The sequence below is a fragment of the Polynucleobacter bastaniensis genome, from assembly GCF_018882205.1.
Classification (GTDB): Bacteria; Pseudomonadota; Gammaproteobacteria; order Burkholderiales; family Burkholderiaceae; genus Polynucleobacter; species Polynucleobacter bastaniensis.
In genome coordinates, this window is the sequence record NZ_JACVOU010000004.1 from 199,296 (window position 1) to 223,455 (window position 24,160).

Below are 24,160 nucleotides of genomic sequence, written 5' to 3' on the forward strand. Positions count from 1 at the left end.
TTTTGACATCCTGTTTTAGAGATGGGCTGCCAAGATCTTGGCGATATGCACGGCGTCTTTTTGGGTGCCATCGGCAATCTGATGGCGACAACTGGTGCCATCCGCAACCACCCAACTATCTGGCGCTTTACGAATCGCAGGCAATAGACTAGCTTCTGCCATTTGCTTAGACACTTCAATGTGCTCAGCCTCATAACCAAAGCTACCAGCCATTCCGCAACAGGAAGATTCAATCAGCTTAGGCTCTGCATTTGGGATCAATTTTAGAAGTTCCATTGCCGGTGTTACGGCAGCAAATGATTTTTGATGGCAATGACCATGAAACAGCACTGGTCGCGTTGCCGTTTTTAGTGACAGTTTGAGTTTGCCCGCCTTGGCCTCACTTGCTAGAAATTCTTCTAAGAGCTGTGCATGTTTACTGACAGTCACCGCCCGCTCACCAAAGCCCATAACCAATGCTTCATCCTTTAAAGTGAACAAGCAAGAAGGCTCAAGACCAATGATCGGAATATTGCTCTCTGCAAAAGGGGCAAGATGATTCACTAATTCATCTAGGCTTGCTTTAGCCTTATCGACCATGCCGGCTGCTAGGTAGGTGCGACCACAGCAAAATTCTTTAGAGCAGGTATTTGTACTGCTACTTGAAGTCTTGGTCTTTTGGGGAATGTGAACACGATAGCCAGCCGCTTCTAAAACTTGTAGAGCCGCACGTAAGTTCTCGTCCTCAAAATAGGCATTGAAGGTATCAGCTAATAACACCACTCCCTTATTACCATTTGCATCTAATTTGCTCAGTTCTGCAGGCGTAAATTGATGATGCGCAATTGCACGTGGATTATTCCAGAAGGTTTTTGCTTTCCAAGTCGGCAGACTTCTTTGTGCAGAAATACCCATAATCCATTCTTGTAACTTAGCAATCGGTGTAATGTGGTTGCGAAGATTGAGTAAGGCGGGAAGCCCTGGAATACTGCTGATGATAGAGGCATATTTTGGCAAATAGGCAACAGCTAGATCACGCATCGTATGACCAGTCCGTTTTTTGTATGCAGATAAAAACTCGATCTTCATCTTTGCCATATCAACGCCAGTAGGGCATTCACGGCGACAAGCTTTACAGCTGACGCAAAGCTCCATCACTTCTTTAATGGCATTACTACCGAGGGGTGAACTTCCGTCTTTAATATCCAGTTGGTTAGAAAGGGCTAGACGCAATGTATTGGCGCGACCACGGGTGAGATGTTTTTCATCGCGAGTAACGCGATAGCTTGGACACATTACTTCCGCATCAAACTTACGGCAATGACCATTGTTGTTGCACATCTCCACAGCTTTAGCGAAGCCCATTGCAGGGTCGCCACCGCTACCTGGTGCACTAGTCTCTTCAGTGACTGGATTGTTCTGTACGTTCCAGGCTGACCAATCTAAGGCTGGTTGCAGCGGAATCACTTTGTAACTTGGTGGAAAGCGGAAGTTACTCGCATCATCCATCTTTGGTGGGTTCACGATCTTACCGGGATTGAATAATCCCTTTGGATCAAATGCATGCTTGATTTCAGCGAGGGCTTGCGTAATCTTTGGGCCAAATTGCCAGGAGATCCATTCTCCTCGGCAGAGTCCATCACCGTGCTCACCGCTATAAGCGCCTTTGTACTTACGAACCAGGGCGGACGCTTCTTGCGCAACTGCACGCATCTTTTGCGCGCCATCACGACGCATATCTAGAATAGGGCGGACGTGGAGGGTGCCTACGGAAGCATGCGCATACCAAGTACCGCGTGAGCCATATTTAGAAAACACCTCTGTGAGTGCTTGGGTGTATTCAGCAAGACTCTCTAGTGGAACTGCACAATCTTCAATGAAGCTGACTGGTTTGCCATCGCCCTTGAGGCTCATCATGATATTCAGGCCAGCCTTACGCACTTCCCATAGATTCTTCTGCAAGCCGGCATCAGGCATTGCAACTACCGAGCCCGGAAGCCCCAAGTCACCCATCAGATCTTGCAAAGACTTTAATTTCTCCAGTAAAGGGGCATGTGCCTCCCCTGAGAACTCTACTAATAAGATAGCTTCAGGCGTTTGAGCGCGAGGGTCAATCAGTGCGGTCTCAATCGTTTTCTTAAAGCTAGGATTGTGGCGCGCCAAGTCAATCATGGTGCGATCGACTAACTCAACAGCAGTGGGTCCGAGCTTGACGATGTGTTGAGCACTATCCATTGCCTTAAAGAAGCTTGCAAAGTTCACTACTCCAAGTACTTTGTGTTGCGGTAATGGCGCCAACTTCAGCTCAAGTGATTTGAAATAAGCTAATGTACCTTCGCTACCCACCAAAAGGTGTGCCAAGTTGACACTCCCATCTTGGGTGTAAGGGAGCTCACTTTGTGGATGGAACACATCTAGGTTATAGCCAGCGACACGACGTAGGACTTTGGGGAAGTGCGCCTCAATCTCAGGCTGTAGTGTATTGGCAAGGCTTTTAACGAAGTCACCCAATTGTTTTGCAGCACCAGAACTTTGGGCGTAATTACCAAAGCTTGCCACTTGTCCGTTTGCTAACCAGGCATCGATTCCTAAAACGTTGTGCACCATGTTGCCATAAGCAATTGATCGACTACCGCAAGAGTTATTACCTGCCATGCCACCAATGGTTGCTTGCCCTGCAGTAGAAACGTCTACTGGATACCAAAGGCCGTGTGGTTTGAGCGCAGCGTTGAGGTGGTCGAGCACAATGCCCGGCTCAACAATTGCTGTGGCCTTAGCGGGATCTGCATGCAGGAGTTTGCGAAAGTATTTAGTGTTATCGATGACAAGTGATGTGCCTGTAGTCTGCCCACACTGACTGGTGCCTCCGCCACGCGGAAGAACTGGAATATCTAAGTCAGCTGCAATCTGAATCGCCGTCGCAATATCCTCTGCTGTTTTAGGGATAAAGACCGCAACTGGCATGGCTTGGTAGATCGATGCGTCGGTTGCATAGCGTCCGCGACTAGCTATATCCGTCAGGACCTCGCCAGATGTTTCTTGTTTCAGGCGCTTAGCAAGCTCCGCCTTATTGGCAACGAATTCTGGCAATGGCAAATCAACCGGCTTGTTCATGCTGCAACCTTCTCTTTAGACTCTGAGTCAATTAATTGAATCACAACATCACGCTTATTCATCACATGCTGCATCATGACCTTACGCATCCGCACGCTATCGCGAGCCTTTAATGCATCCAACATCTCTTGATGCTCCTCGACGGCTTTTTCCCACTTCACGCCATTCTGATTGGAGCGAAAGCGGAGCGCTTCAATGCGAGCGTTGACTTGGCTAAATAGTTGACTGAGTACGGGATTGTTCGCTGCGTGATTAATAGCTTGGTGAATCTGAAGATTGAGTCGATAGTAGCTAGATAAATCCCTGCGAGCATACGAGGCCATCATTTCGTATTGGAGCGCTTCAAGTTCAATCAGTGTTTGATCGCTAATGTTTTGTGCTGCTAGCTCCCCAGAGAAGCCTTCTAAATTGGCGATCACATCAAAGGTGTGAATGATGTCATCTCTGCTCAGTTGAACAGCAATGGCGCCACGGTTAGCAATTAGTTCAACCAGACCATCGGCGGCTAGACGGCGAATTGCCTCGCGGATAGGGGTGCGTGAGACATTAAGCTGCTCTGCTAGCTCACGTTCATTGAGCTTGCTTCCCGGCGCAATGGAGCCTTCTACTAATAAAGCTCTGAGCTTAAGAAAGATGGCTTCATGCAGGTTTTGTGTATTAGCTGGTGTTTTGAGCATCATTTGAAATGCCTTAAATTTGTATACATAATTACTATAACGCATCTATAAGCATAAATAACGCTGTAAATAGGTTATTTTTTTTGATTATTTAGAAATTATTTTGCATACAAAATTGTAAATTGTCAAAAAGTGACTTACACTGATCCCCAAGATTAACTACAAAAACCAAGCGAGACTCAGCATGCTAAAACTAGATAACCACCTCTCAGGACGCCATTTTTTACATATCCCTGGCCCAAGCCCAGTGCCTTCCCGCATTCTGAGGGCGATTAGCTATCAAACCATTGACCACCGTGGCCCTGAATTCGGGGCATTTGGCCTGAAGGTTTTAGATGGCATCAAGAAGATTTTTAAGACTGAGCAACCCGTCATTATTTATTCCGCATCTGGAACCGGTTCTTGGGAAGGGGCTTTAGTCAACGTTCTCAATCCTGGTGATAAGGTGGTCTTTTACGAGACTGGCCATTTTGCAAACTTGTGGCGTGCTTTGGCCAAAAAGATTGGCATTGAAGTTGAGGTGGTGGGTAAATCAGGTGCTGATACTTGGCGCTGGGGTGTTGATGCATCTGTGATCGAAGAGCGCTTACGCAAAGATACTCAACATGAAATTAAAGCAGTTTGCGTAGTGCATAACGAAACTTCCTCTGGGATTACATCTAATATTGCTGCCGTTCGTAAGGCAATTGATGATGCAAAGCATCCAGCACTATTGCTCGTTGATAGCGTATCTGGCATCGGTTCTGCCAACTATGAACATGATAAATGGGGTGCTGACGTTACTGTTTCAGGTTCGCAAAAAGGTTTGATGTTGCCTCCGGGTATTGGCTTTAATGCCTTGTCACCAAAAGCAATTGAAGCAAGTAAGCACAGTAAAATTCCAAAAGCCTATTTGGCTTGGGATGAAATTTTAGAATCCAATAAAACTGGCTACTGGCCAACTACACCCAGCACCAATCTGATGTACGGTTTGCATGAGGCAATCGACATGATGCAGACAGAAGGCTTGGATGCGATTTTTGCTCGTCATCAACGTTTGGCAGAAGCTTGTCGTCGTGCGGTTGCCGCTTGGGGTCTGGAGAACCAGTGTTTAGATCCCAATGCCTATTCACCAGTGTTGACAGCGATCGTAGTTCCGGAAGGAATGGATGCAGATGTTTTGCGTAAACATGCCCTAGAAAAGTTCAATCTTTCGCTCGGAACTGGCCTTGGTAAGCTCAAAGGCAAGATTTTCCGTATCGGCCACCTTGGTGATTGCAATGAATTAAGCCTCATGGCTGCTTTGAGCGGTGTGGAGATGAGTTTTAGTGCTATCGGCTATAAACCCAAGGCCAGCGGTGTGGTTGCCGCCCAAGAATTTCTAAAATAATCAGTCAGTTGGGAGTAAATGGGGTGCAGGCTAGCGTATTAACTGGCTTGCACCCCTTATAATTCAAGTACTTATAAAGATAGCAGTTTCATCAAATAAAACATATTCGAGACAGAGAGATTAATCATGTTGGCAACTAAACCGTATTTAACCCAGGCTGATGTTCAAAAGATTTTGGATGCAGCTGACAAGCACGCTGCTGCCAATAACTGGGCTGTGACGATTGCTGTCTGTGATGATGGTGGTCACCTATTAGGTTTGATCCGTCGCGATACATGTGCTCCTGTCTCTGCTTACATCGCTCAAGAAAAAGCACGTACTGCTGCAATGGGTAAGCGCGAGAGTCGTGTATACGAAGAAATTATTAATAACGGACGCACTTCCTTTTTATCTGCCCCACATATTTCGGGCATGTTGGAAGGTGGCGTCAATATCGAGGTAAACGGGTTTACCATCGGCGCAGTCGGCGTTTCCGGCGTTAAATCGACTGAGGATGCCGAAACCGCGAAGGCCGGCATTGCAGCCATTCTGTAAGTTACCTTGATAAATACTGTTCCTGAAATAAATTCCCCCACCGGCGCTACTGAGAGTAGCGCCACCCCAGCAACAATTACCTTTGCTGACTTTGGTTTAGATCCAAAGATTCAAAAAGCGGTATCCGAGCAGGGTTATAACACTCCCACTCCGATTCAAGCGCAATCGATTCCGCACGTTTTGGCGGGAAGCGATTTAATGGGCGCGGCTCAAACAGGTACCGGTAAAACGGCTGCTTTTGTACTGCCCATTATTCAAAAGATTCTGCGTCATGCTAGTAGCAGTGCTTCGCCTGCTCGCCATCCGATCCGTGCTTTGGTGTTGACACCGACACGTGAGCTGGCTGTTCAGGTTGCTGAGAATGCAGCGAGTTACTCTAAGCATACCGATCTGCGTGCTGCCGTGGTTTACGGTGGCGTGGATATGAAAGAGCAAGTGGCTACACTGCGTGGCGGTGTAGAGATTTTGATTGCTACCCCAGGGCGCTTGCTTGATCACATTGGTTCTAAAGTAGCGAACCTGTCTCAAGTAGAAATTTTGGTTTTAGACGAAGCCGATCGCATGCTGGATATGGGCTTTTTACCTGACTTGCAGCGCATCATTGATTTGATTCCGGCTCAGCGCCAAACACTATTGTTCTCCGCTACGTTTTCACCTGAGATTAAGAAATTAGCCCAAAGTTATTTGCGTACGCCAGTGACTGTTGAGGTGGCGCGCCAAAATGCTGCGGCAGATACTGTTAAGCAAGTTGTTCATATGGTGGCGAGTGCTGATAAGCAGCAGGCGATTGTGAAAGTGCTTGAAGCACGTACTCGTCAAGGCTTATCTCGCCAGTGCATTATCTTTACCAACAGCCGTTTAGGCTGTGCAAGGCTAGCTCGCTCATTAGAGCGTGATGGCATTAAAGCTGGCGCGATTCATGGTGATAAGAGTCAGGGTGAGCGCACTCTTACTTTGGATGCATTTAAATCTGGAGCGATCGAAGCCTTGGTTGCAACCGATGTGGCTGCTCGTGGTCTGGATATTCCATCGATGCCTTGCGTGATTAATCATGAGTTGCCGTTTAATGCGGAAGATTTTATTCACCGCATTGGCCGTACGGGACGCGCTGGTAGTAAAGGCGATGCCATTGCATTGGTCGATGCTAGTGAAAAACGTTTACTCGACGATATTGAAAAGTTGATGAAGCGCAAGTTGGATATTCAGCCATTGCCTGAGGGCAGTTCACGCCCCGCACCCAGCAGGAATTCGTCGAGATCAGATGCGCCAGCAAAAATGTCAGATCCATTTTTCTACAAGCCTTATGAGCCCAGCGCTGCAGTTAAGCCAGCATCAGAGACTGTAAATCCTACAGAGAAAAAAGTGGGGATTACTCCCGCAAAACCAGCGCTTGGCGCTTTGCTGGGCGGCTTTAAGAAGAAGTAATTTTTCTATCCCAGGCTTGGGTGGCTGCCAAAAGCCACTGTGCAATCGTAGTTTCTTTTCCGTCTGGTAGATCTCTCAGTCCTAAATGCATTGCGGCTTTACGTAACTCTTGTAAAGCCTGCTGCGCATTCTCAGTATGAATGGCGCTTGCCAAAGTTTGCTTGCTGAGTTTTTCGCCATGTTCATCAAGCACCAAGGGTAGGTGCAGGTAGCTCGGAGTTTGATATCCCAAGACTCTTTGCAGATACATTTGTCGTGCTGTGTTGTTTAGTAAATCCGCCCCACGCACAATGTGTGTAATCTTTTGCTCAGCATCATCCACCACGACGGCCAATTGATAGGTAGTCACACCATCCCGGCGATGCAGTACAAAATCCCCCACTTCTCGATTGAGATTTTGTGTTTGTTTACCAAGGACCAGATCTTCAAAATGCATGGTGATCCCTGGTGGCAGAGCAAGTCGCCAAGCCACTTGTGCTGATGATCTTTCTATCTCATCGTAGGTGTCAATTTGATGTGGACGACAGGTTCCCGGGTAGATCATCTCTTGATTGCGGGGAGTCATTACACCACGAGCTTTTAGGACATTTGCAATATCTTGTCTAGAACAGGTGCAGGGATAGATGATTTGGAGCTGATTTAAGCGCTCTAGAGCCTTTTTATAGCGCTCTTGATGTTTAGATTGCCAAGTTGGCTCCTCGTCCCAATTGAGGCCGCAAGCAAGCAATTGGCGCAGGATTTCTTGATCTGCCCCAGAAATACAGCGGGGAGTATCCAAATCCTCAATTCTGAGTAGCCATTTCCCGTGATTTCTACGGGCATCTAACCAGCTTCCCAGGGCGGCAACTAGGGATCCCGCATGAAGCGGGCCAGTGGGCGAGGGGGCAAATCGCCCGCGATAGCCGTCGGCTGGGGGTGAGGGGTTTTTGAAGTTCGGCACAGCTAAAATGATCTCATGGCTTCACCCCGTTTTGTTCATCTGCGCGTCCATTCCGAGTTTTCGATTACGGATGGCGTCGTTCGCATTGACGATGCGGTAGCTGCTGCCGAAAAAGATGGTATGGGCGCCTTAGCCCTCACCGACTTAAGTAATTTATTTGGCCTGGTCCGTTTTTATAGTGCTGCACGCTCTAGCGGTATCAAGCCAATTGCAGGCGCAGATGTTTGGGTTAGCAATCCTCAAGACCCAGATCAACCTCATCGTTTATTGCTCCTCGTTCAAAATCACTCCGGCTACCTCAATTTATGCCAGCTCTTAAGTAAGGCGTCCCTTGAGAATCAATCCCGAGGTCGAGCTGAGGTCGATCTCAAATGGTTTAGCGAACCAGCCTCAAAAGCTGAAGATAAAGCTGCAAAAAGAACACTCTCTTATGGATTAATTGCCCTTTCAGGTGGGCGCTGGGGTGATGTTGGTGCTGCGCTTCTAGCTGGTCAAGAAGATTTAGCTAAAGATGCTGCCAAGCGTTGGGCAAGCTTATTCCCAAATGCTTTTTATATTGAAGTGCAGCGCGGTGGTCATCCTCAGGATGAGCAGCAACTACAGTTGGCTTGCCACCTTGCGAGTGAAATGGATTTACCGATTGTTGCCACACATCCTGTGCAGTTTATGCAGCGTAGTGATTTCACAGCCCATGAGGCTCGAGTCTGTATTGCTGAAGGTGAACTTTTAGGTAATCCTCGTCGCACCAAGAAATTTAATGAAGAGCAATATTTTTTATCTCAAGAGGAGATGGAAAAGCGCTTTGCAGATTTACCAGTCGCACTTGCAAACTCAGTGGAGATTGCCAAGCGCTGTAATCTCTCTTTGACTTTAGGTCAGCCGCGCTTGCCGGATTTCCCAACACCACCAGGTATTACGCTCGACGATTATTTATTACAGCAATCCGAGATTGGTTTGAAGCGCCATATGGAGCGCAATTTTCCTGATCCAGAAGAGCGCGCCAAAGAAGAGGCTCGCTACCATGAGCGCCTCGTCTTTGAAGTGAAGACGATTGCTCAAATGGGTTTCCCAGGTTATTTCCTGATTGTTGCAGACTTTATTAACTGGGCGAAAAATAATGGCGTACCTGTAGGTCCGGGCCGTGGATCTGGTGCTGGCTCTTTAGTTGCTTATTCACTGGGTATTACCGATCTTGACCCACTACGTTACAACCTCCTCTTTGAGCGTTTCTTAAATCCTGAGCGGGTATCGATGCCCGACTTCGATATTGACTTTTGCCAGCATGGGCGAGATCGCGTTATTCAGTACGTAAAAGATAAATACGGAAAAGATGCGGTTAGTCAAATTGCGACCTTTGGAACGATGGCTGCACGCGCAGCAATTCGTGACGTGGGCCGCGTGCTCGAGCAAGGCTATAACTTCGTTGACGGTATCGCAAAATTGATTCCGAATAAGCCGGGTCAGTACATGACTATTGAAATGGCTAAGAAGGAAGAGAAGCAATTAGGCGAGCGTGAAAAGAATGAAGATGAAGTGCGTCAACTGTTGTCTCTCGCACAGCAGTTAGAGGGCATGACCCGTAACGTGGGTATGCATGCGGGTGGTGTATTAATTGCGCCTGGCCGCTTAACTGATTTTTGCCCGCTATATACGCAAGAAGCGAAAGACTCCAAAGACCAAGAGAGTGGTTCCGTCATTAGTCAGTTTGATAAAGATGACGTAGAGGCGATCGGTTTAGTGAAGTTCGACTTCCTGGGCTTAACCACCTTAACGATTTTGGCGGCTGCTGAGAAATGGATTAAGACGCTACACGCCGACCGTAAAGATTGGAATATCGGTGAAATTTTGCTCGATGATCAAAAGGCTTTTGAAGTTTTAAAGAATGCTAATACAGTCGCCGTCTTCCAGCTAGAAAGTCGCGGCATGCAAGGCATGCTTCGCGAAGCTAAGCCTGACCGCTTCGAAGATATTATTGCACTCGTTGCCCTCTACCGTCCTGGCCCAATGGACTTGATCCCAGACTTTATTGAACGTAAGCACGGGCGGCAAAAAGTAGAGTATCCAGATCCTCGGATTGAGCCAGTTCTGCAAGAAACCTACGGCATCATGGTCTACCAAGAGCAGGTGATGCAGATGGCGCAGATGATTGGCGGCTACTCACTGGGTGGTGCAGACATGTTGCGTCGAGCAATGGGCAAGAAGAAGCCTGAAGAGATGGCACAGCATCGTAAGATTTTTAGTGACGGTGCAAAAGCAGGTGGTATTACTGAAGGTAAGGCTAACGAGATTTATGACTTGATGGAGCGTTTTGCAGGCTATGGATTTAATAAATCCCATGCTGCTGCTTATGCGCTCTTGGCATATCAAACTGCTTGGCTAAAGGCCTATTACCCAGCTGAATTTATGGCAGCCAACTTATCGCTCGCAATGGATGACACCGATAAGGTGAAGATTCTGTATGACGATTGTTTGGCAAATAATATTCGCGTGTTCTCACCTGATATCAATACTGGCGTTTATGTATTCACGCCATTACGTGCACCAGATGCTGCACCAGATTCCCCCATTAGCCATATTCGCTATGGTTTGGGTGCCGTGAGGGGAACTGGTGAAGCGGCAATCGACGTGATAGTGAAGGCGCGTGAGTCTGGCGGCCCATTTAAGGACCTGTTTGATTTCTGCGCACGCGTTGATCGGAGGCAGGTGAACCGTCGAGCGATTGAGGCTTTGATGCGTGCTGGTGCTTTTGATAGCTTGTATAAGGACTCCATTCCTGCTGGTGGCAACCCTTACGATATTCGATCCACTCTCTTGGCTTCTCTTGCGCGCGCTATTGAGGCTGCCGAGCAAGCTGAAGCTTCAATTAATCAAGTGAGTTTGTTTGAAGTGGCAGGGGAAGATAATCGTCATTTGCCAGAGCTAGTCCGCGAATTACCGTGGTCTGAAAAGAAACGTCTCCAAGATGAGAAAAGCGCCCTTGGACTGTGTTTGACCGGCCATATGTTTGATGCCTATCGCGACGAGACGGCGCATTTCATTCGCCAGCCATTAGCCAAGGTGACTGAGGGTAAAGATCAGTTGATTGCCGGCATTATTACCTCTGCTCGGATGTTGACTGGTCAGCGTGGCCGCATGATGATTGCAACCATTGATGACGGCACTGCTGCGATTGAAGTGACGCTCTATAGCGAAGTCTATGAACCAAACCGTTCTTGGCTCAAAGAAGATGAGTTGCTAGTGGCCAAGGTCAATATCACTCCCGATAAGTTTTCTGGTGGGGTACGAATTGTTTCTGAGGCAGTGATGGATATTACGGGAGCCCGTATGCGTTTTGCGCGTAACCTTCATCTGTCCATCGATTCGGCCATAGATCTCAAATCCTTACGCAGCCAAATTGGACCTTTCTTGATGAGCAATCGTGTGCGAGATCCCAAGCTAGGGCCTGCAGCAGTCTCTATGCCAAGCGCTAGTGAAGGCATGAAAGGTTTAATGCTGACTGCTGCAGTTACCACTAGTGGTGGAGCCTGCTTGATGCAGTTCCCGGAAGAGTTGCGGATTTATCCAGATGATGCTTGCTTACATAGTTTGAATCAAATTTTGGCAGCTAAGCAATCTAATGTGGTTCAGGTTCAGTACCACTAAGCACGCATTTTTTATTTCTTTGTCGCGCTTTGCAATGCTTCGATTACTTGGTTGGGGTCTAGCTGGTCCAAGCACTCGCTATTGCTACTTGCACGATCCTCACAGCCTGCTTTTCGGCAGGGAACGCATTCACCAGGCCCTTGTAGGATTGTGACATTACCAACCGTCTGCGAGCGAGCTCGTAATTCATAGGGTTGTTCGCCAATAAAACCGTTAGGCCAAGGCCCAAAGTTAGTGGGTGGTGTTGGACCAAATAGAGCAATGGTGGGTGTATTGCATGCAGCTGCTAAGTGCGTGATAGAGGTATCTACCCCAACATAAGCTATCGCTCCACGAATTAGCGTTCCCGCCTGTGGGATAGTGAGTTGGCCCGCAGTATCTACAACCTGTTTACGGGTTTCCTCATCGAGCAATGAAAGAATATCTTGATTGAGTTGTAGATCTTGCTTAGCCGGGGATGCGCTCAGCACCAGTTGCCAGCCTTGCTTTGTGATCCATGTGAGCAATGTTTGCCAATACGCAAGTGGCCAACGCTTATATGCGGTTAAAGGCCCAGGGTGAACTACTACATAAGGTGAGTGCAGTTGGCTGGCAATACTGGGTGTGACTGGGTCACCGGCCGGTGCACTTACTGAAATAGGTTTATTGAATAAGTCTAGCGGTTTTCGATAGAAGATCTCGAGCAGACGAAGCTTTTCGGTGATGACGTGTTGTGCAAAATAATCTACGTCAACAGTATGTAGGCTAATCGCCTTTTTCCAGGCATTTTGTTTATCACTCTTACTTTTCTTGGCTTTATCTTGTTCCGTGTGACCTTGGGGGTGGCCGCCCAATACACCCACACGGTGATGAGATGCTACTAGGCCATAGAAGTAGGCGCGATCACTAGGTTGTGTAACCACTGCCAAATCATAACGTTGAAACAGTCTGAAAAATAAAGTGAGATATTCCCTAAACTTGGGACGATCTGAAGTTTCAATGATCTGGGCAATATCGGGATTGCCTTTGAGCATCTCGAGCTTACTGCGGTAGCCTAGAAAGTGAAACTCCGCATCTGGCCACAATTCCCGCGCTTGTGAAATGAGCGGTGTGGTGACAAGGACATCCCCAATTTGGCGAGTCGCGATAAATAAAACTTTTTTGGGTTTTAGTGCTGAGAATGCAGTCATGGGGCTAATGTAACTCAATCCTACCGAGCTTTTGCCAGAATTTTTTCACGGACGCGACGCGCATTTTCTGCAGCATTAGATTGATCGTTGATGCGGTGGTAGAGGTGCAAGACTTCAGTTGCCCAGGATCCGGATTTACGAATCAAACCTGTGTTTTGAAGTCTGAAAACAAAATCAGCATCCTCGTGACCCCAGCCTGTCATGGTTTCATCAAAGCCACCAATAGCTAAGGCATCACTCTTCCAGCAGGCCATATTGCAACCTTTAATACGGCGCCAGACAAATTTTTTATAGTTGCGCCAGGCACCATCACCCAACTTAATTTTGAGGGGCCAATACTTGTTGATGCCATCAGATAGTCGATAGCTTAATAAGTTTTCAGTGAATTTCCTGAAATCCCAGTGTGGCCATGAAAGTAGTACTTTGCTGAGTTTGTCGTTCAGCAAGACACGGCTACCCGTTACTAGATGGTTCGCCTGAGACAGTACACGATGTTGTGCAATAAAGTCTGGCTGAACAACGCAATCGCCATCGAGAAATACGAGATAGTCACCGTGCGCCGCTTGAATTCCTTGATTGAGAATACGGGTCTTACGAAATCCATGATCTTCTTGCCAGAGATGAGTAATGTTTACTGGGAAATTTTTCTGGGTTATTTCTATGAGATCTCTGGTGTCAGTAGTGGAGCCATCATCGGCAATGATGATTTCAAAATCTAAATCTGTTTGAGTGCTAAGTGACTCAAGACAGAGTTTGAGAGCTTGCGGCCAGTTATAGGTCGCCAGAAGGATGGAGATCATTTGCTGAGAGAATTATTGGAGTTTGCTTCTTGGTGTAATTGCCATAACTTCATGTAGCGATAGTAGGTTCCTTGGCCATTCGAGATTGCTAATGCAAAACCCTGAGGACCGTCTAAGAAACCAAGACGTATGAAGTAGGTGCGAATAAAAGCCCAGACACCATGAAGTACTGCAGTTAATGGGCTACTTTTTTTGCCTTTCGAAAATGCTTGCTTTGCTGAAGCTGTTGAATATCGATCTAGCTTCTGGAGCACTTGCGAGTAGTTCATGAAGCTGAAATGCAGCATTGGATTTTCTAGCTTGGCCACTTGTCCGACTGGAATCAGTCGCTCATGAACTAGATCATCCGAGAAGCGGGCAGTACCGCGCTTAAACAATCGATCTACATAATCCGGACTCCAGCCGGAATGCCGAATAAAGCGACCGCAATACCAAGATAGACGTGGAATTGCAAAACAGTCAACATGAGCCGAGTGATGAATAGCAGTCAGAATCTCACTTCTGAGGTCTGGGGTCAGGCGCTCATCAGCATCCAGAGAGAGTACCCACTCGCTAGTTGCCAGGTCCAAAGCGCGATTCTTTTGAGGCCCAAATCCAGCCCAATCCGCCGGCTGGCTAATGACGGCCCCATAGTTTTTAGCAATCTCTAGGGTTCTATCGGTGCTAGTTGTATCTACCACCACAATTTGCTGGGCAATCCCTTCTAGGGAGGCCAAACAATCGGCCAAATTGGCCTCTTCATTGCGAGTAATGAGTATGACGGATAAGGTGGGCATAATTCATTATATGAATGCTCAAGACCGTATCGCCCTAAATCGCTTAATTCAGTACCTTAAGCCCCATATTGGCTTGATTATTGGCTCTATATTGGCTATGGCGCTGGTTGCTGGCGCCGAAACCTCTATGCCGGCCCTCATGAAGCCTCTGCTAGATCGTGGTTTCACTGGCCAGATGGATCAAAAACTCTGGTTGGTTCCAGTTTTCTTGGTCGGCTTGGCTTTTGTGCGAGGGATGGCGCAATTTTTGTCTAGCTATCTTCTCAATCGCGTTATCAATGCCGTTTTACTGAAGATGCGTATGCAGATGTTTAAGGCATTACTGCATTCAAGCACTACGTTCTTCCAAAAGAACTCTGCATCGAGCTTAATTAACGCGGTAGTTTTTGAGGTAAATAATGCCCTCTCCATTATGGGCGGCATGTTAATTAGTTTGGTGCGCGATTCTCTTACTGTAATTGGATTAATTGGCTACTTGATTTACCTAAATTGGCAACTGACATTAGTGGTGTTAATGATTTTTCCAATCATCGCTTTCATCATTGGAAAGATTAATAAACGTTTGCGCTCATTGAATCGTGAGCAGCAAACAATGACCAGTGAGCTTGCTTACATTGTTGAAGAGGCAGCCGCAGGATATAAGATCGTGAAGGTACATGGTGCCGAAGAGTTCGAGATGGGTCGCTTTATGGAAAAAGCAGATCGTCTTCGCCGATTCGCCTTAAAATCAGCGGTTGCTGGTGGCTTAAATCAGCCAATCACCCAGCTCATTGCTTCTATGGCGCTGTCGATCGTCTTGGTCATCGCCTTGATGCAGTCGTCCACCGAAGGAACTACGGTTGGCGGCTTTGCTGCTTTTATTACTGCTATGTTGTTGGTGATTTCGCCGATTAAGCATCTAGCTGATATTAATCAGCCCTTACAGCGCGGCTTAACTGCTGCGGAAATGATCTTCTCCCTCATGGATCAACCCTTCGAAGAAGATGAATCCCGCAAACAGAATATGAAGCCTCTGGCCAAAGCCAAGGGCGCAATTCGGTTTGAAGATGTTGGATTTTCTTATCAACAGGAAGCTGGACGTAAAGATGCCCTCACTGGTGTGAATTTAAATATCAAGCCTGGTGAAGTGGTTGCTTTTGTAGGGCCCTCTGGCGGCGGTAAATCTACGCTGGTCAATTTATTGCCACGTTTCTTTAAGCCGACTAGTGGACACATTTTCTTGGACGAGATTCCGCTTGAGGATATTGTTCTTGCAGATGTGCGCAAGCAAATAGCTTTTGTAAGTCAGGACGTGATTTTATTCAATGAGAGTATTGCGGCAAACGTAGCCTATGGTGCCACTTCTGAGGATGGCATTGATCGTGGGCGTGTCATCGAAGCGCTTGAGGCGGCAAACTTATCTGCGCTCATGAAAGAAATGCCTGAGGGTATTGACACGCAAATTGGTGATAACGGTAATCGTTTGTCGGGCGGTCAGCGTCAGCGTTTAGCTATCGCAAGAGCTATTTATAAAGATGCGCCTATTTTGATTTTGGATGAAGCTACCTCGGCACTCGATTCTGAATCAGAACGTCAAGTACAGGATGCTTTAGAGCGTTTGATGGCAGGCAGAACCACTTTAGTTATCGCTCATCGCCTGTCAACTATTGAGCATGCCGATCGGATTGTGGTGTTAGAGCATGGCCATGTGATTGAAAATGGCTCACACGAAGAATTGATTGCAAAAGATGGCTTGTATGCCAATTTGCATCGCATTCAGTTTTCGAATGCTTAATCAATGATTAACTGAGGACGATATCGTATTGTTCTTGGCGGAAGCTGCCTTCCGCCTGTAGTTTGATTGGCTTAGCAACAAAGTCACCTAGCTGTGCCAAAAACTGATTCTCTTCCTCAAGGAAGAGGTCAATCACATCAGGTGCGGCAACGATTCTAAATTCTCGGGGGTTAAATTGGCGATGTTCGCGCACAATCTCCCGCAAAATCTCATAGCAAACGGTTTGCGCAGTTTTGATTTCACCTTTGCCTTGGCACGTAGCGCATGGCTCGCAGGTGATATGGGCAAGGGATTCGCGGATACGTTTACGAGTCATCTCCACTAGACCTAGTGAAGAGAAGTCATTTACCGAGGTGCGAGCATGATCGCGTTCTAAATTGCGATTGAGTTCATGTAAAACCGATTCCTGGTGGTCTTTGCTCAGCATGTCAATAAAGTCGATGATGATGATGCCACCAAGATTACGTAAGCGCAGCTGACGGGCAATAGCCTGAGCAGCTTCAAGATTGGTTTTAAATACGGTGTCATCCAGGTTACGTGCGCCTACATAACTTCCGGTATTGACATCAATCGTAGTCATGGACTCTGTTTGGTCGATCATCAGGTAGCCGCCCGATTTGAGATCAACTCTTCTACCCAGTGCTTTATTGATTTCAGCATCGACATCAAATAAATCAAAGAGGGCACGCTCGCCGCGATGTAGTGTGAGCTTGTCCAATAGGTTTGGCATATATAGCATAGCAAACCCTTTAAGCTTTTCAAAGTTCTCTGCTGAGTCCACCCGAATTTCTGTAGTTTCTTCGCTAGCAAGGTCACGTAATACGCGTTCAGCCAGACTGAGATCCTGATATAGCAAGCTAGGCGCGGATTTGTGATTGACTGCCTCACGAATCTTTTCCCAGGTTGTGCGCAGGTAATGCATGTCGTGCTTAAGCTCAGTATCACTGGCATCTTGCGCGCTAGTACGCACAATGATCCCACCTTTTTCGTCGGCAGGCATGAGTCCTGTAAGACGAGCCTTGATAGCTTCCCGCTCTTCTGGTTGATCAATTCTTTGGGATACGCCAATATATTTCTCGGTAGCTGCATCTGTTCCAGCTGGCGGTAAATAAACCAAGTTCCGGCCAGCGATACTCAGTTGGGTGGTAAGACGTGCACCTTTGGTTCCTAAAGGATCTTTCAGAACTTGAACTAGAACATTCTGGCCTTCAAAGAGTAGTTTTTCAATTTGAGCTTGAGGGTTATTTTGAGTGATGTCGGCGACATGCATAAATGCAGTGCGCTCTAAGCCGATTTCAATGAAGGCGGACTGCATGCCAGGCAGAACCCGTACAACTTTTGCTAAATAGATATTGCCAACAATGCCACGTTGACGGGTACGCTCGATCTGAAGCTCTTGAACAGCACCTTGCTGAATGAGTGCCACCCGTGTTTCTTGGGGGGTGATATTGATCAGAATCTCTTCATTCATATGCGGGCAACTTTAGCGAAATCTAATAATTGGTTAACTTCGAAGATGGGTAATCCCATGATACCGCTATAGCTACCTTTAATTGAGGGAATAAAAGCCCCACCAAGACCTTGAATACCATATGCTCCAGCCTTACCAAAAGGTTCACCACTCTGAATATAGCTCTCAATTTGTGCTTCAGTTAAGTGGGCAAACTCCACCTCAGATGCTTGTATAAAGCACAGGGGATTTGTTTTGGGATCAATTGTGAGTACCACTGCAGTTAAAACCTCATGTACTTTGCCACTGAGCATTTTTAGAATACGCACAGCATCAGAAGCGTCATTCGGTTTCCCAAGAATTTCACCATCTGGATTACCAGGTAGGCTGACGGTAGTATCTGCACACAAGATGGGTGCCCAAGGTTTACCGCTGTTTTGCCACCTGGCTAAGGCAATGGCACTTTTGGCAAAGGTAACTCTCTCAACGTAAGCATGTGCCTTTTCATTGGGTAGCGGCACTTCAAGTGTTTCGGTATCTTCACCCGGCTCTGCAATGAGCATCTCAAATTTGATGCCAATTTGTTTGAGTAACTCTTGGCGTCGCGGGCTTTGTGAGGCAAGGTAAATATAAGAAAACATGAATGACTTACTCGCGGTGATAAGGGTGGCCTTGCAAAATAGTCCAAGCTCGATAGAGCTGCTCAACCAATAAGACTCTTGCCATAGCGTGTGGCAGAGTGAGGCTTGAGAGACGCCACATCGCTTGAGTATTCTCCTTAAGACTGGGATCGAGTCCATCGGCACCACCAATCAAAAAAGTAATATCAAAACCTTCTTGTCGCCAGCCAGCCAACTGGGTAGCTAGATTTTGTGTAGTTTGATCTTTGCCGCGCTCATCAAGTGCAATTACCCGAGAGCCTTTCGGAATAGCTGCTGCAATCTTGATTGCCTCTTTGGCTGGGCTGAGATCAGGTTTAATCTCTTTGATTTCAATGCTGCAATCTGCGGGCATGCGCTTAATGTAATCATGGGTTGCTGTTGCAACCCATTCTGGCATTTTGTGACCAACAGAAACAATCGTTAAACGCATTGTTAAGAATTTACTCTTCGTCGTCTGGTTCGCTTGCCTTCACCAGCCCCTTGTCAGCTGCAAGCTTCACTCGAACAGGTTTAGCTCCCCACATGCCTTCAAGCTGGTAGTAAGCACGTAATGCAGGCTGCAAAATATGAACTACGATATCGCCGCAATCGACCAGCACCCACTCGCCAGTCTCCAGACCTTCAACAGAAATCACTTCCCCACCTTTAGCGTTGACAGCCTCTTTAACTGACATAGCCAACGATCTAGTCTGGCGATTAGAGGTGCCGGTGGCGATGATGACGCGATCAAATAACTCGCTGAGCTTAGTGGTGTCATAAACGCGAATATCTTGTGCTTTGACATCTTCGAGAGCATCAATCACGACACGTTGTAATTTTGTTAAGTCCATAGTTTCTTTAATATTTTTCTGAGTTTTTTGTATATAAGGGTGATCTTAGCCTGATTACTTGTACAGACCTAAATTTGTAATGATTTCTAAAGCGTGAGCGGGAATCTGCTTAAATGCAATTTCCTCACGAGATGCGCTTTTAAGTTGATTTCGAAGTTCGGTAGATGAAAGGTCAACCGATAGGCTGTTATCCAAGTAGATGCGTCCAAAAGGAATTTTTGCAAGGGCGTCAGCATAAATACATTGATGCTTTTCTAGTAAGTCCTGCACTTCAGGGCTTATTTCTGCAGAAAGTGAATGGTGGGGCCTGCTGGCCACTGCCAAATTCAGATAATTCAGTAATTGATCCCAAGAATTCCAGGTTGGTAGGTTCAGAAGAGTATCGGCTCCCATTAGCCAAGTCAGGCTAATCTGGGGTCCAAAATGCTTCCTGAGAGCTTTGGCTGTATCAAGTGTGTAGCTTGGACCTGCTCGATCCATTTCTATGCGATCAGTACTAATTTGCGTTGCTAAATTCTGCTTTAGAAATTCAATAGCTAAATCGATGCCAGCCGCTTCGGTCATCTGAAAGCGAAGCTCAGAAGGGGTAATGCTAGATTCTTTTTGCCAGGGCTCCCCGCTGGGAACGAGCAACAATTGGTCAAGATGCAAGATTTTTGCAAAATGGGTTGCTAGTTTGATATGGCCAAGATGAGGTGGGTCAAACGTACCGCCTAGAATGCCAATTTTTTTTAGGGTAACCAAATGTTCTGAGATCATTTAGGCAAGCCAGTCGCGCGGCTTAAGGTAGTAGTCGTACAACTTTGCCTCTGGCGTACCTGGCTTTGGTTGCCAGTTGTACCACCACTGCACTACGGGTGGCATAGACATTAAAATAGATTCTGTCCGTCCGCCAGAGTGCAGACCAAATATGGTTCCTCGATCGAATAACAAGTTGTACTCTACGTAACGACCACGACGGTATTCTTGAAACGCTTTTTCTTCGGGCGTAAAGCTATCTTGATAACGACGCGACACAATCGGTAAGTAAGCATTTATAAAGGCATCGCCAACAGCACGGGTCATGGCAAAACTTTGCTCAAAACCCAGTTCATTGAAGTCGTCAAAGAACACGCCGCCAATACCGCGGGGCTCTTCACGATGTTTGAGATAAAAATATTCATCGCACCATTTTTTGAATCGTGGGTGTAGCTCTTTGCCAAATGGGTCTAATGCATCTTTAGCGGTTTGATGGAAGTGTTTGCAGTCCTCATCAACGCCATAGTAGGGGGTAAGATCAAAGCCGCCTCCAAACCACCAAACTGGCTCCTTATCGGGAGCTTGTGCAATAAAGCAGCGCACATTCATATGGGTGGTTGGTACCTTGGGATTATTTGGATGAAACACCAGAGAAACACCCATGGCCTCAAAGCTACGTCCAGCAACTTCGGGGCGATGGTGTGATGCTGAAGGAGGCATTTGATCGCCGCGAACATGAGAAAAGCCCACGCCACCTTTTTCTAATATATTGCCGCCATCTAAAGTACAAGTACGCCCATAACCCCGCAGCTTGCTATCCTCCGGCTTCTCCCAGGCATCCACTGCAAATACTTTGCCATCGAGTGCACTCATTGCAGTAGTGATGCGATCTTGCAGACCTAAAAAGTAAGTCTCTAATTCTGCGATATTAATTTGAGTTTGTTCAGTAGATGACAAGGATGAAAAGTCCTTCGTAGTTAGAGTTATTTCACTGCCCGATAGCCAATATCTTTGCGATATTGCTTGCCATCGAAATTGATCTGAGCAATCGCTTCATATGCTTTTTGTTGCGCACCGCGAACGGTATCCGATAGGCCTACGACGCACATGACGCGACCACCAGAGGTGACCAGTTTCCCATCTTGCAACTTAGTCCCAGCATGAAAAGTCAATTGATCTTCGGTATCAGTAGGGATGCCTGTAATCACATCACCATTGCGTGGAGTATCAGGATAGTTGTGAGCTGCCAGTACCACGCCTAGAGCGGTACGGCGGTCCCACTCAAGCTCCACCTCATTGAGTGTGCCATCAACAGCATGATCTAGTGCGTTTACAAGATCGCTGCGCAGGCGCGCCATGATGGGCTGTGTTTCTGGGTCACCCATGCGGCAATTAAATTCTAAAGTCTTGATCTTTCCATCAGGGGAAATCATGAGCCCTGCATAGAGGAAGCCAGTGTATGGAATACCATCTGCTTCCATACCTTTAACTGTAGGCATGATGACCTCGCGTAAGGCACGCGCATGAATTTCTGGGGTAACCACTGGAGCAGGGGAGTAAGCACCCATGCCGCCGGTATTGGGGCCTTGATCAGCATCTAGTAAGCGTTTGTGATCTTGGCTCGTGGCTAGAGCTAAAACATGTGTGCCATCTACAAGAACGATAAAGCTGGCTTCTTCACCAGTCAGAAATTCTTCAATGACAACGCGTGCTCCGGCATTACCCAGCTTGTTATCGGCCAGCATCATGTCGACAGCCCCATGAGCTTCTGCCAAATCCATTGCCACAACTACGCCTTTGCCGGCGGCTAGACCATCCGCCTTAATAACGATCGGTGCGCCTTTAGCATCAATGTAAGCATGTGCTTCTAACGCATTTGAAAAAGTCTGATACTCCGCTGTCGGAATGCCATGACGTTTCATGAACGCCTTAGAGAAATCTTTAGAAGACTCTAATTGAGCGGCTAGCTGAGTAGGTCCAAAGATGCGCAAGCCATGGTTGCGAAAGACATTTACGATACCGGCAGCCAGTGGTGCCTCAGGGCCCACTACGGTGAGGTGAATTTTTTCACGCTCAGCAAAGTCTGCTAATTCTTGAAGGTCGGAGATCGGGAGGTTTTGGATGCCGGCTACGGTTTGTTTTGCAGTGGCTGTGCCGCCATTGCCTGGTGCCACATATACAGTTTGCACTTGTGGAGATTGCGCTAGCTTCCATGCCAATGCATGTTCACGACCACCAGAACCAATTAAAAGAATTTTCATAAAGTACTAAAAGATGTATTAATAAGTAGTGTTAAAAAGCTAATCGATTACAAAGAGGCGTTTGTAAATACTTCTTGGACGTCATCCAAGTTTTCTAGCGCGTCTAACAGTTTTTGCATGCTCTCCGCTTGATCACCTGCGAGCTCAGTTTCCGTTTCGGGGCGCATTGTTACTGTTGCTAGCTCTGCTTTTAAACCGGCCTGATTGAGTGCGTCCTGTACCTTAGGAAACTCAGGCACTGGGGTGAGCACCTCAAGTGAGCCATCATCATGAGTGATGACATCCTCTGCGCCAGCATCTAGCGCGATCTCCATCAGCTGATCTTCATTGGTGCCTGGGGCAAACAACATCTGACCACAGTGTTTGAACATAAAGGCAACCGAACCTTCGGCGCCCATATTGCCACCATTTTTTGCAAATGCATGGCGTACTTCAGCAACAGTGCGGGTGCGGTTATCCGTTAAGCAATCAACAATAATGGCCGCACCGTTGTGGCCGTAACCTTCGTAACGAATTTCTTCGTAGTTAACACCTTCCAAAGAACCAGTACCACGCTGAATTGCGCGCTGCACATTGTCATTAGGCATATTGGCATCCTTGGCCTTATCGATCGCAAGGCGCAAACGCGGGTTCGTAGCGATATCGCCACCGCCCAATTTGGCTGCAACTGTGATTTCTTTAATAAGTTTGGTCCAAATCTTGCCGCGCTTTTCGTCTTGACGTCCTTTGCGGTGCTGAATGTTGGCCCATTTCGAATGGCCGGCCATGCGGGTAAGTCCTTTTGAGTAATGTGGCTTGAAGAGCCTATTTTAAGGTCTTCTGAGGCTAAGAAAGGGAGTCCTACAACATTTTTGTTACACTCTCACCTCTTAGTAAGCTTCAATGCAGTATCTCCACTGCAAACACCTGCCCCGGTGATGGAATTGGTAGACGTGCCGGACTCAAAATCCGGTGCCGCAAGGCGTGGCGGTTCAAGTCCGCCCCGGGGCACCATCTCAAGTAGGCTCTTATCCACGCCTAGAGATGCTCTAAATATTAAATCTCGTAAGTTTCTGACTCACTATTCATCGCTTGCTCAACGATTTTCTTAGTGAGCGTGGGTGAGAATAGTTCGATGAAGGTATACACAAAAGAGCGTAAGTAAGCCCCTTGCTTGACGCCAAGATGCGTTACGTTGCTGCCAAATAGATGGCTAACCGAAATGACTCGCAGATTACGATCTCGATCTGCGTCATATGCCAAGCCAGCCACGATACCCACACCCATTCCTGTTTCTACATAAGTCTTGATCACATCCGCATCAATTGCCTCCAAAATAATATCGGGGCTGAGGTTACGTTGTGCAAAGGCAGCATCAATCTTGCTACGACCTGCAAATGCTTTGTCATAGGTAATTAGCGGGTACTTCGCAATTTCTTCAAGGGTGATTGTGGATTGATTGAGGAGTGGGTGACTTAGTGGAACCATGATGACGTGGTGCCACTGGTAGCCTGGAAGTGCCAGCACACCTGGGGTGTTGGCAATGCCTTCGGTGGCAATTGCGATATCGGCACGATCATGAATGAGCAGATCTGCAATTTGACCTGGGCTCCCTTGTTGAATACTGACTCGTACCTTTGGAAAGCGTTTTGTAAATTCAGTCAGTACTTTAGGTAAGGCATAACGAGCCTGAGTGTGGGTGGTGGCAATCACAAAGTTACCCTGATCTTGGCTGGCAAAGTCCTTACCCACACGCCTTAGGGTCTCTACTTCATCTAGTATTCGCTCAATGGAAACGAGGATGCGCTTGCCTGGCTCTGTAAGTGAGCGAATGCGTTTGCCGTGGCGTCGGAATATTTCTACGCCAAGCTCATCTTCAAGCTCAATAATGGCTTTGGATACCCCGGGCTGAGAGGTAAAAAGCGCCTTGGCAGCAGAGGTGAGGTTAAAGTCCTGTCTTACGGCTTCACGAACAAATCGAAATTGGTGCAAATTCATAAGGATTCCATTCTTTATATCAACTGCGATATAGAAATCAAAT

General features: G+C 47.1%; 19 protein-coding genes, 1 tRNA gene and 1 pseudogene. 6 read left to right on the top strand and 15 right to left on the bottom strand.

The window, feature by feature from the left end:
- Positions 1-15: 15 nt before the first annotated feature.
- Both ICN22_RS08840 and ICN22_RS08845 read right to left on the bottom strand, forming a co-directional pair.
- The gene (locus tag ICN22_RS08840; protein WP_216170279.1) at positions 16-3,093 is read right to left on the bottom strand and encodes an FAD-binding and (Fe-S)-binding domain-containing protein; all 3,078 of its coding nucleotides are present in this window, start codon (positions 3,091-3,093) and stop codon (positions 16-18) included.
- Positions 3,090-3,773, bottom strand: coding sequence for a GntR family transcriptional regulator (locus ICN22_RS08845; protein ID WP_216170282.1), 684 nt, complete (start codon positions 3,771-3,773; stop codon positions 3,090-3,092). The genes ICN22_RS08840 and ICN22_RS08845 overlap by 4 nt, the downstream gene beginning before the upstream one ends.
- A 181-nt stretch (positions 3,774-3,954) precedes the next feature.
- Here ICN22_RS08845 and ICN22_RS08850 point away from each other — a divergent pair, with 181 nt between their 5' ends.
- The 3 genes from ICN22_RS08850 to ICN22_RS08860 all read left to right on the top strand — a co-directional run bounded on the left by ICN22_RS08850 (position 3,955) and on the right by ICN22_RS08860 (position 7,098).
- Complete coding sequence (locus ICN22_RS08850) at positions 3,955-5,139, top strand: pyridoxal-phosphate-dependent aminotransferase family protein (protein WP_216170285.1); 1,185 nt, start codon at positions 3,955-3,957, stop codon at positions 5,137-5,139.
- Between the two features lie 129 nt (positions 5,140-5,268).
- Positions 5,269-5,673 carry a GlcG/HbpS family heme-binding protein gene (locus ICN22_RS08855; protein ID WP_205621327.1) on the top strand — a complete coding sequence of 135 codons (405 nt, stop codon included), beginning with the start codon at positions 5,269-5,271 and terminating at the stop codon, positions 5,671-5,673.
- Between the two features lie 6 nt (positions 5,674-5,679).
- On the top strand, positions 5,680-7,098 hold the full coding sequence (locus tag ICN22_RS08860) for a DEAD/DEAH box helicase (protein ID WP_216170287.1): 1,419 nt from the start codon (positions 5,680-5,682) through the stop codon (positions 7,096-7,098).
- Here the strand turns inward: ICN22_RS08860 and gluQRS are convergent.
- On the bottom strand, positions 7,085-8,038 hold the full coding sequence (gluQRS, locus tag ICN22_RS08865) for a tRNA glutamyl-Q(34) synthetase GluQRS (RefSeq protein WP_369411584.1): 954 nt from the start codon (positions 8,036-8,038) through the stop codon (positions 7,085-7,087). The genes ICN22_RS08860 and gluQRS overlap by 14 nt on opposite strands.
- 15 nt (positions 8,039-8,053) lie before the next feature.
- On the opposite strand from gluQRS, the gene dnaE reads away from it, so the two are divergent.
- Positions 8,054-11,680: a DNA polymerase III subunit alpha gene (gene dnaE / locus ICN22_RS08870; RefSeq protein WP_216170292.1), complete on the top strand. Its 3,627-nt coding sequence runs from the start codon at positions 8,054-8,056 to the stop codon at positions 11,678-11,680.
- 11 nt (positions 11,681-11,691) lie between these two features.
- Here dnaE and ICN22_RS08875 read toward each other — a convergent pair whose 3' ends face one another.
- Genes ICN22_RS08875 through ICN22_RS08885 form a run of 3 tightly spaced genes read right to left on the bottom strand, consistent with a single transcriptional unit; the run spans position 11,692 to position 14,425 of the window.
- Positions 11,692-12,849 (bottom strand): glycosyltransferase family 9 protein, encoded by a 1,158-nt coding sequence (locus ICN22_RS08875; RefSeq protein ID WP_216170295.1) that lies wholly within the window; start codon positions 12,847-12,849, stop codon positions 11,692-11,694.
- Positions 12,850-12,869: 20 nt separating this feature from the next.
- Entirely contained in the window at positions 12,870-13,649 is a 780-nt protein-coding gene (locus tag ICN22_RS08880) for a glycosyltransferase family 2 protein (protein ID WP_216170298.1), read from the bottom strand.
- Entirely contained in the window at positions 13,646-14,425 is a 780-nt protein-coding gene (locus ICN22_RS08885) for a glycosyltransferase family 2 protein (RefSeq protein ID WP_216170299.1), read from the bottom strand. Before ICN22_RS08885 ends, ICN22_RS08880 begins: the two co-directional genes overlap by 4 nt.
- Positions 14,426-14,435: 10 nt before the next feature.
- Here ICN22_RS08885 and msbA point away from each other — a divergent pair, with 10 nt between their 5' ends.
- Positions 14,436-16,199 (top strand): lipid A export permease/ATP-binding protein MsbA, encoded by a 1,764-nt coding sequence (msbA, locus tag ICN22_RS08890; RefSeq protein WP_216170302.1) that lies wholly within the window; start codon positions 14,436-14,438, stop codon positions 16,197-16,199.
- A 7-nt stretch (positions 16,200-16,206) separates the two neighbouring features.
- On the opposite strand, the gene rng is transcribed toward msbA, so the two are convergent.
- The 8 genes and pseudogenes from rng to ICN22_RS08930 form a co-directional block, all read right to left on the bottom strand.
- A complete protein-coding gene (gene rng / locus ICN22_RS08895) occupies positions 16,207-17,670 on the bottom strand; it encodes a ribonuclease G (RefSeq protein ID WP_216170305.1) in 1,464 nt (487 codons plus the stop codon).
- Entirely contained in the window at positions 17,667-18,290 is a 624-nt protein-coding gene (locus ICN22_RS08900; RefSeq protein WP_216170308.1) for a Maf family protein, read from the bottom strand. The genes rng and ICN22_RS08900 overlap by 4 nt, the downstream gene beginning before the upstream one ends.
- A 7-nt stretch (positions 18,291-18,297) precedes the next feature.
- Complete coding sequence (gene rlmH, locus ICN22_RS08905) at positions 18,298-18,741, bottom strand: 23S rRNA (pseudouridine(1915)-N(3))-methyltransferase RlmH (protein ID WP_216170311.1); 444 nt, start codon at positions 18,739-18,741, stop codon at positions 18,298-18,300.
- Positions 18,742-18,754: 13 nt separating this feature from the next.
- Positions 18,755-19,141: pseudogene (gene rsfS / locus ICN22_RS08910) on the bottom strand (ribosome silencing factor); the annotation flags it as partial.
- 54 nt (positions 19,142-19,195) lie between these two features.
- Positions 19,196-19,900, bottom strand: coding sequence for a nicotinate (nicotinamide) nucleotide adenylyltransferase (nadD, locus tag ICN22_RS08915; protein WP_216170314.1), 705 nt, complete (start codon positions 19,898-19,900; stop codon positions 19,196-19,198).
- The gene (gene hemF / locus ICN22_RS08920; RefSeq protein ID WP_216170476.1) at positions 19,901-20,812 is read right to left on the bottom strand and encodes an oxygen-dependent coproporphyrinogen oxidase; all 912 of its coding nucleotides are present in this window, start codon (positions 20,810-20,812) and stop codon (positions 19,901-19,903) included. It lies immediately after the preceding gene.
- A gap of 50 nt (positions 20,813-20,862) precedes the next feature.
- Complete coding sequence (gene purD / locus ICN22_RS08925; protein WP_216170317.1) at positions 20,863-22,140, bottom strand: phosphoribosylamine--glycine ligase; 1,278 nt, start codon at positions 22,138-22,140, stop codon at positions 20,863-20,865.
- Between the two features lie 47 nt (positions 22,141-22,187).
- Positions 22,188-22,907, bottom strand: coding sequence for a YebC/PmpR family DNA-binding transcriptional regulator (locus tag ICN22_RS08930; protein WP_216170320.1), 720 nt, complete (start codon positions 22,905-22,907; stop codon positions 22,188-22,190).
- Between the two features lie 141 nt (positions 22,908-23,048).
- Here ICN22_RS08930 and ICN22_RS08935 point away from each other — a divergent pair.
- Positions 23,049-23,133 (top strand) — tRNA-Leu (locus tag ICN22_RS08935).
- 42 nt (positions 23,134-23,175) lie between these two features.
- Here ICN22_RS08935 and ICN22_RS08940 read toward each other — a convergent pair.
- On the bottom strand, positions 23,176-24,117 hold the full coding sequence (locus ICN22_RS08940) for a CysB family HTH-type transcriptional regulator (protein WP_216170323.1): 942 nt from the start codon (positions 24,115-24,117) through the stop codon (positions 23,176-23,178).
- Between the last annotated feature and the right edge of the window lie 43 nt (positions 24,118-24,160).

What these genes read in the sequence shown, in the direction of transcription:
- ICN22_RS08840 (WP_216170279.1), bottom strand. Translation starts at nt 3,093, where the DNA reads ATGAACAAGCCGGTTGATTTGCCATTGCCAGAATTCGTTGCCAATAAG.
- ICN22_RS08845 (WP_216170282.1), bottom strand. Translation starts at nt 3,773, where the DNA reads ATGATGCTCAAAACACCAGCTAATACACAAAACCTGCATGAAGCCATC.
- ICN22_RS08850 (WP_216170285.1), top strand. Translation starts at nt 3,955, where the DNA reads ATGCTAAAACTAGATAACCACCTCTCAGGACGCCATTTTTTACATATC.
- dnaE (WP_216170292.1), top strand. Translation starts at nt 8,054, where the DNA reads ATGGCTTCACCCCGTTTTGTTCATCTGCGCGTCCATTCCGAGTTTTCG.
- ICN22_RS08875 (WP_216170295.1), bottom strand. Translation starts at nt 12,849, where the DNA reads ATGACTGCATTCTCAGCACTAAAACCCAAAAAAGTTTTATTTATCGCG.
- ICN22_RS08880 (WP_216170298.1), bottom strand. Translation starts at nt 13,649, where the DNA reads ATGATCTCCATCCTTCTGGCGACCTATAACTGGCCGCAAGCTCTCAAA.
- ICN22_RS08885 (WP_216170299.1), bottom strand. Translation starts at nt 14,425, where the DNA reads ATGCCCACCTTATCCGTCATACTCATTACTCGCAATGAAGAGGCCAAT.
- msbA (WP_216170302.1), top strand. Translation starts at nt 14,436, where the DNA reads ATGAATGCTCAAGACCGTATCGCCCTAAATCGCTTAATTCAGTACCTT.
- rng (WP_216170305.1), bottom strand. Translation starts at nt 17,670, where the DNA reads ATGAATGAAGAGATTCTGATCAATATCACCCCCCAAGAAACACGGGTG.
- ICN22_RS08900 (WP_216170308.1), bottom strand. Translation starts at nt 18,290, where the DNA reads ATGTTTTCTTATATTTACCTTGCCTCACAAAGCCCGCGACGCCAAGAG.
- rlmH (WP_216170311.1), bottom strand. Translation starts at nt 18,741, where the DNA reads ATGCGTTTAACGATTGTTTCTGTTGGTCACAAAATGCCAGAATGGGTT.
- nadD (WP_216170314.1), bottom strand. Translation starts at nt 19,900, where the DNA reads ATGATCTCAGAACATTTGGTTACCCTAAAAAAAATTGGCATTCTAGGC.
- purD (WP_216170317.1), bottom strand. Translation starts at nt 22,140, where the DNA reads ATGAAAATTCTTTTAATTGGTTCTGGTGGTCGTGAACATGCATTGGCA.
- ICN22_RS08930 (WP_216170320.1), bottom strand. Translation starts at nt 22,907, where the DNA reads ATGGCCGGCCATTCGAAATGGGCCAACATTCAGCACCGCAAAGGACGT.
- ICN22_RS08940 (WP_216170323.1), bottom strand. Translation starts at nt 24,117, where the DNA reads ATGAATTTGCACCAATTTCGATTTGTTCGTGAAGCCGTAAGACAGGAC.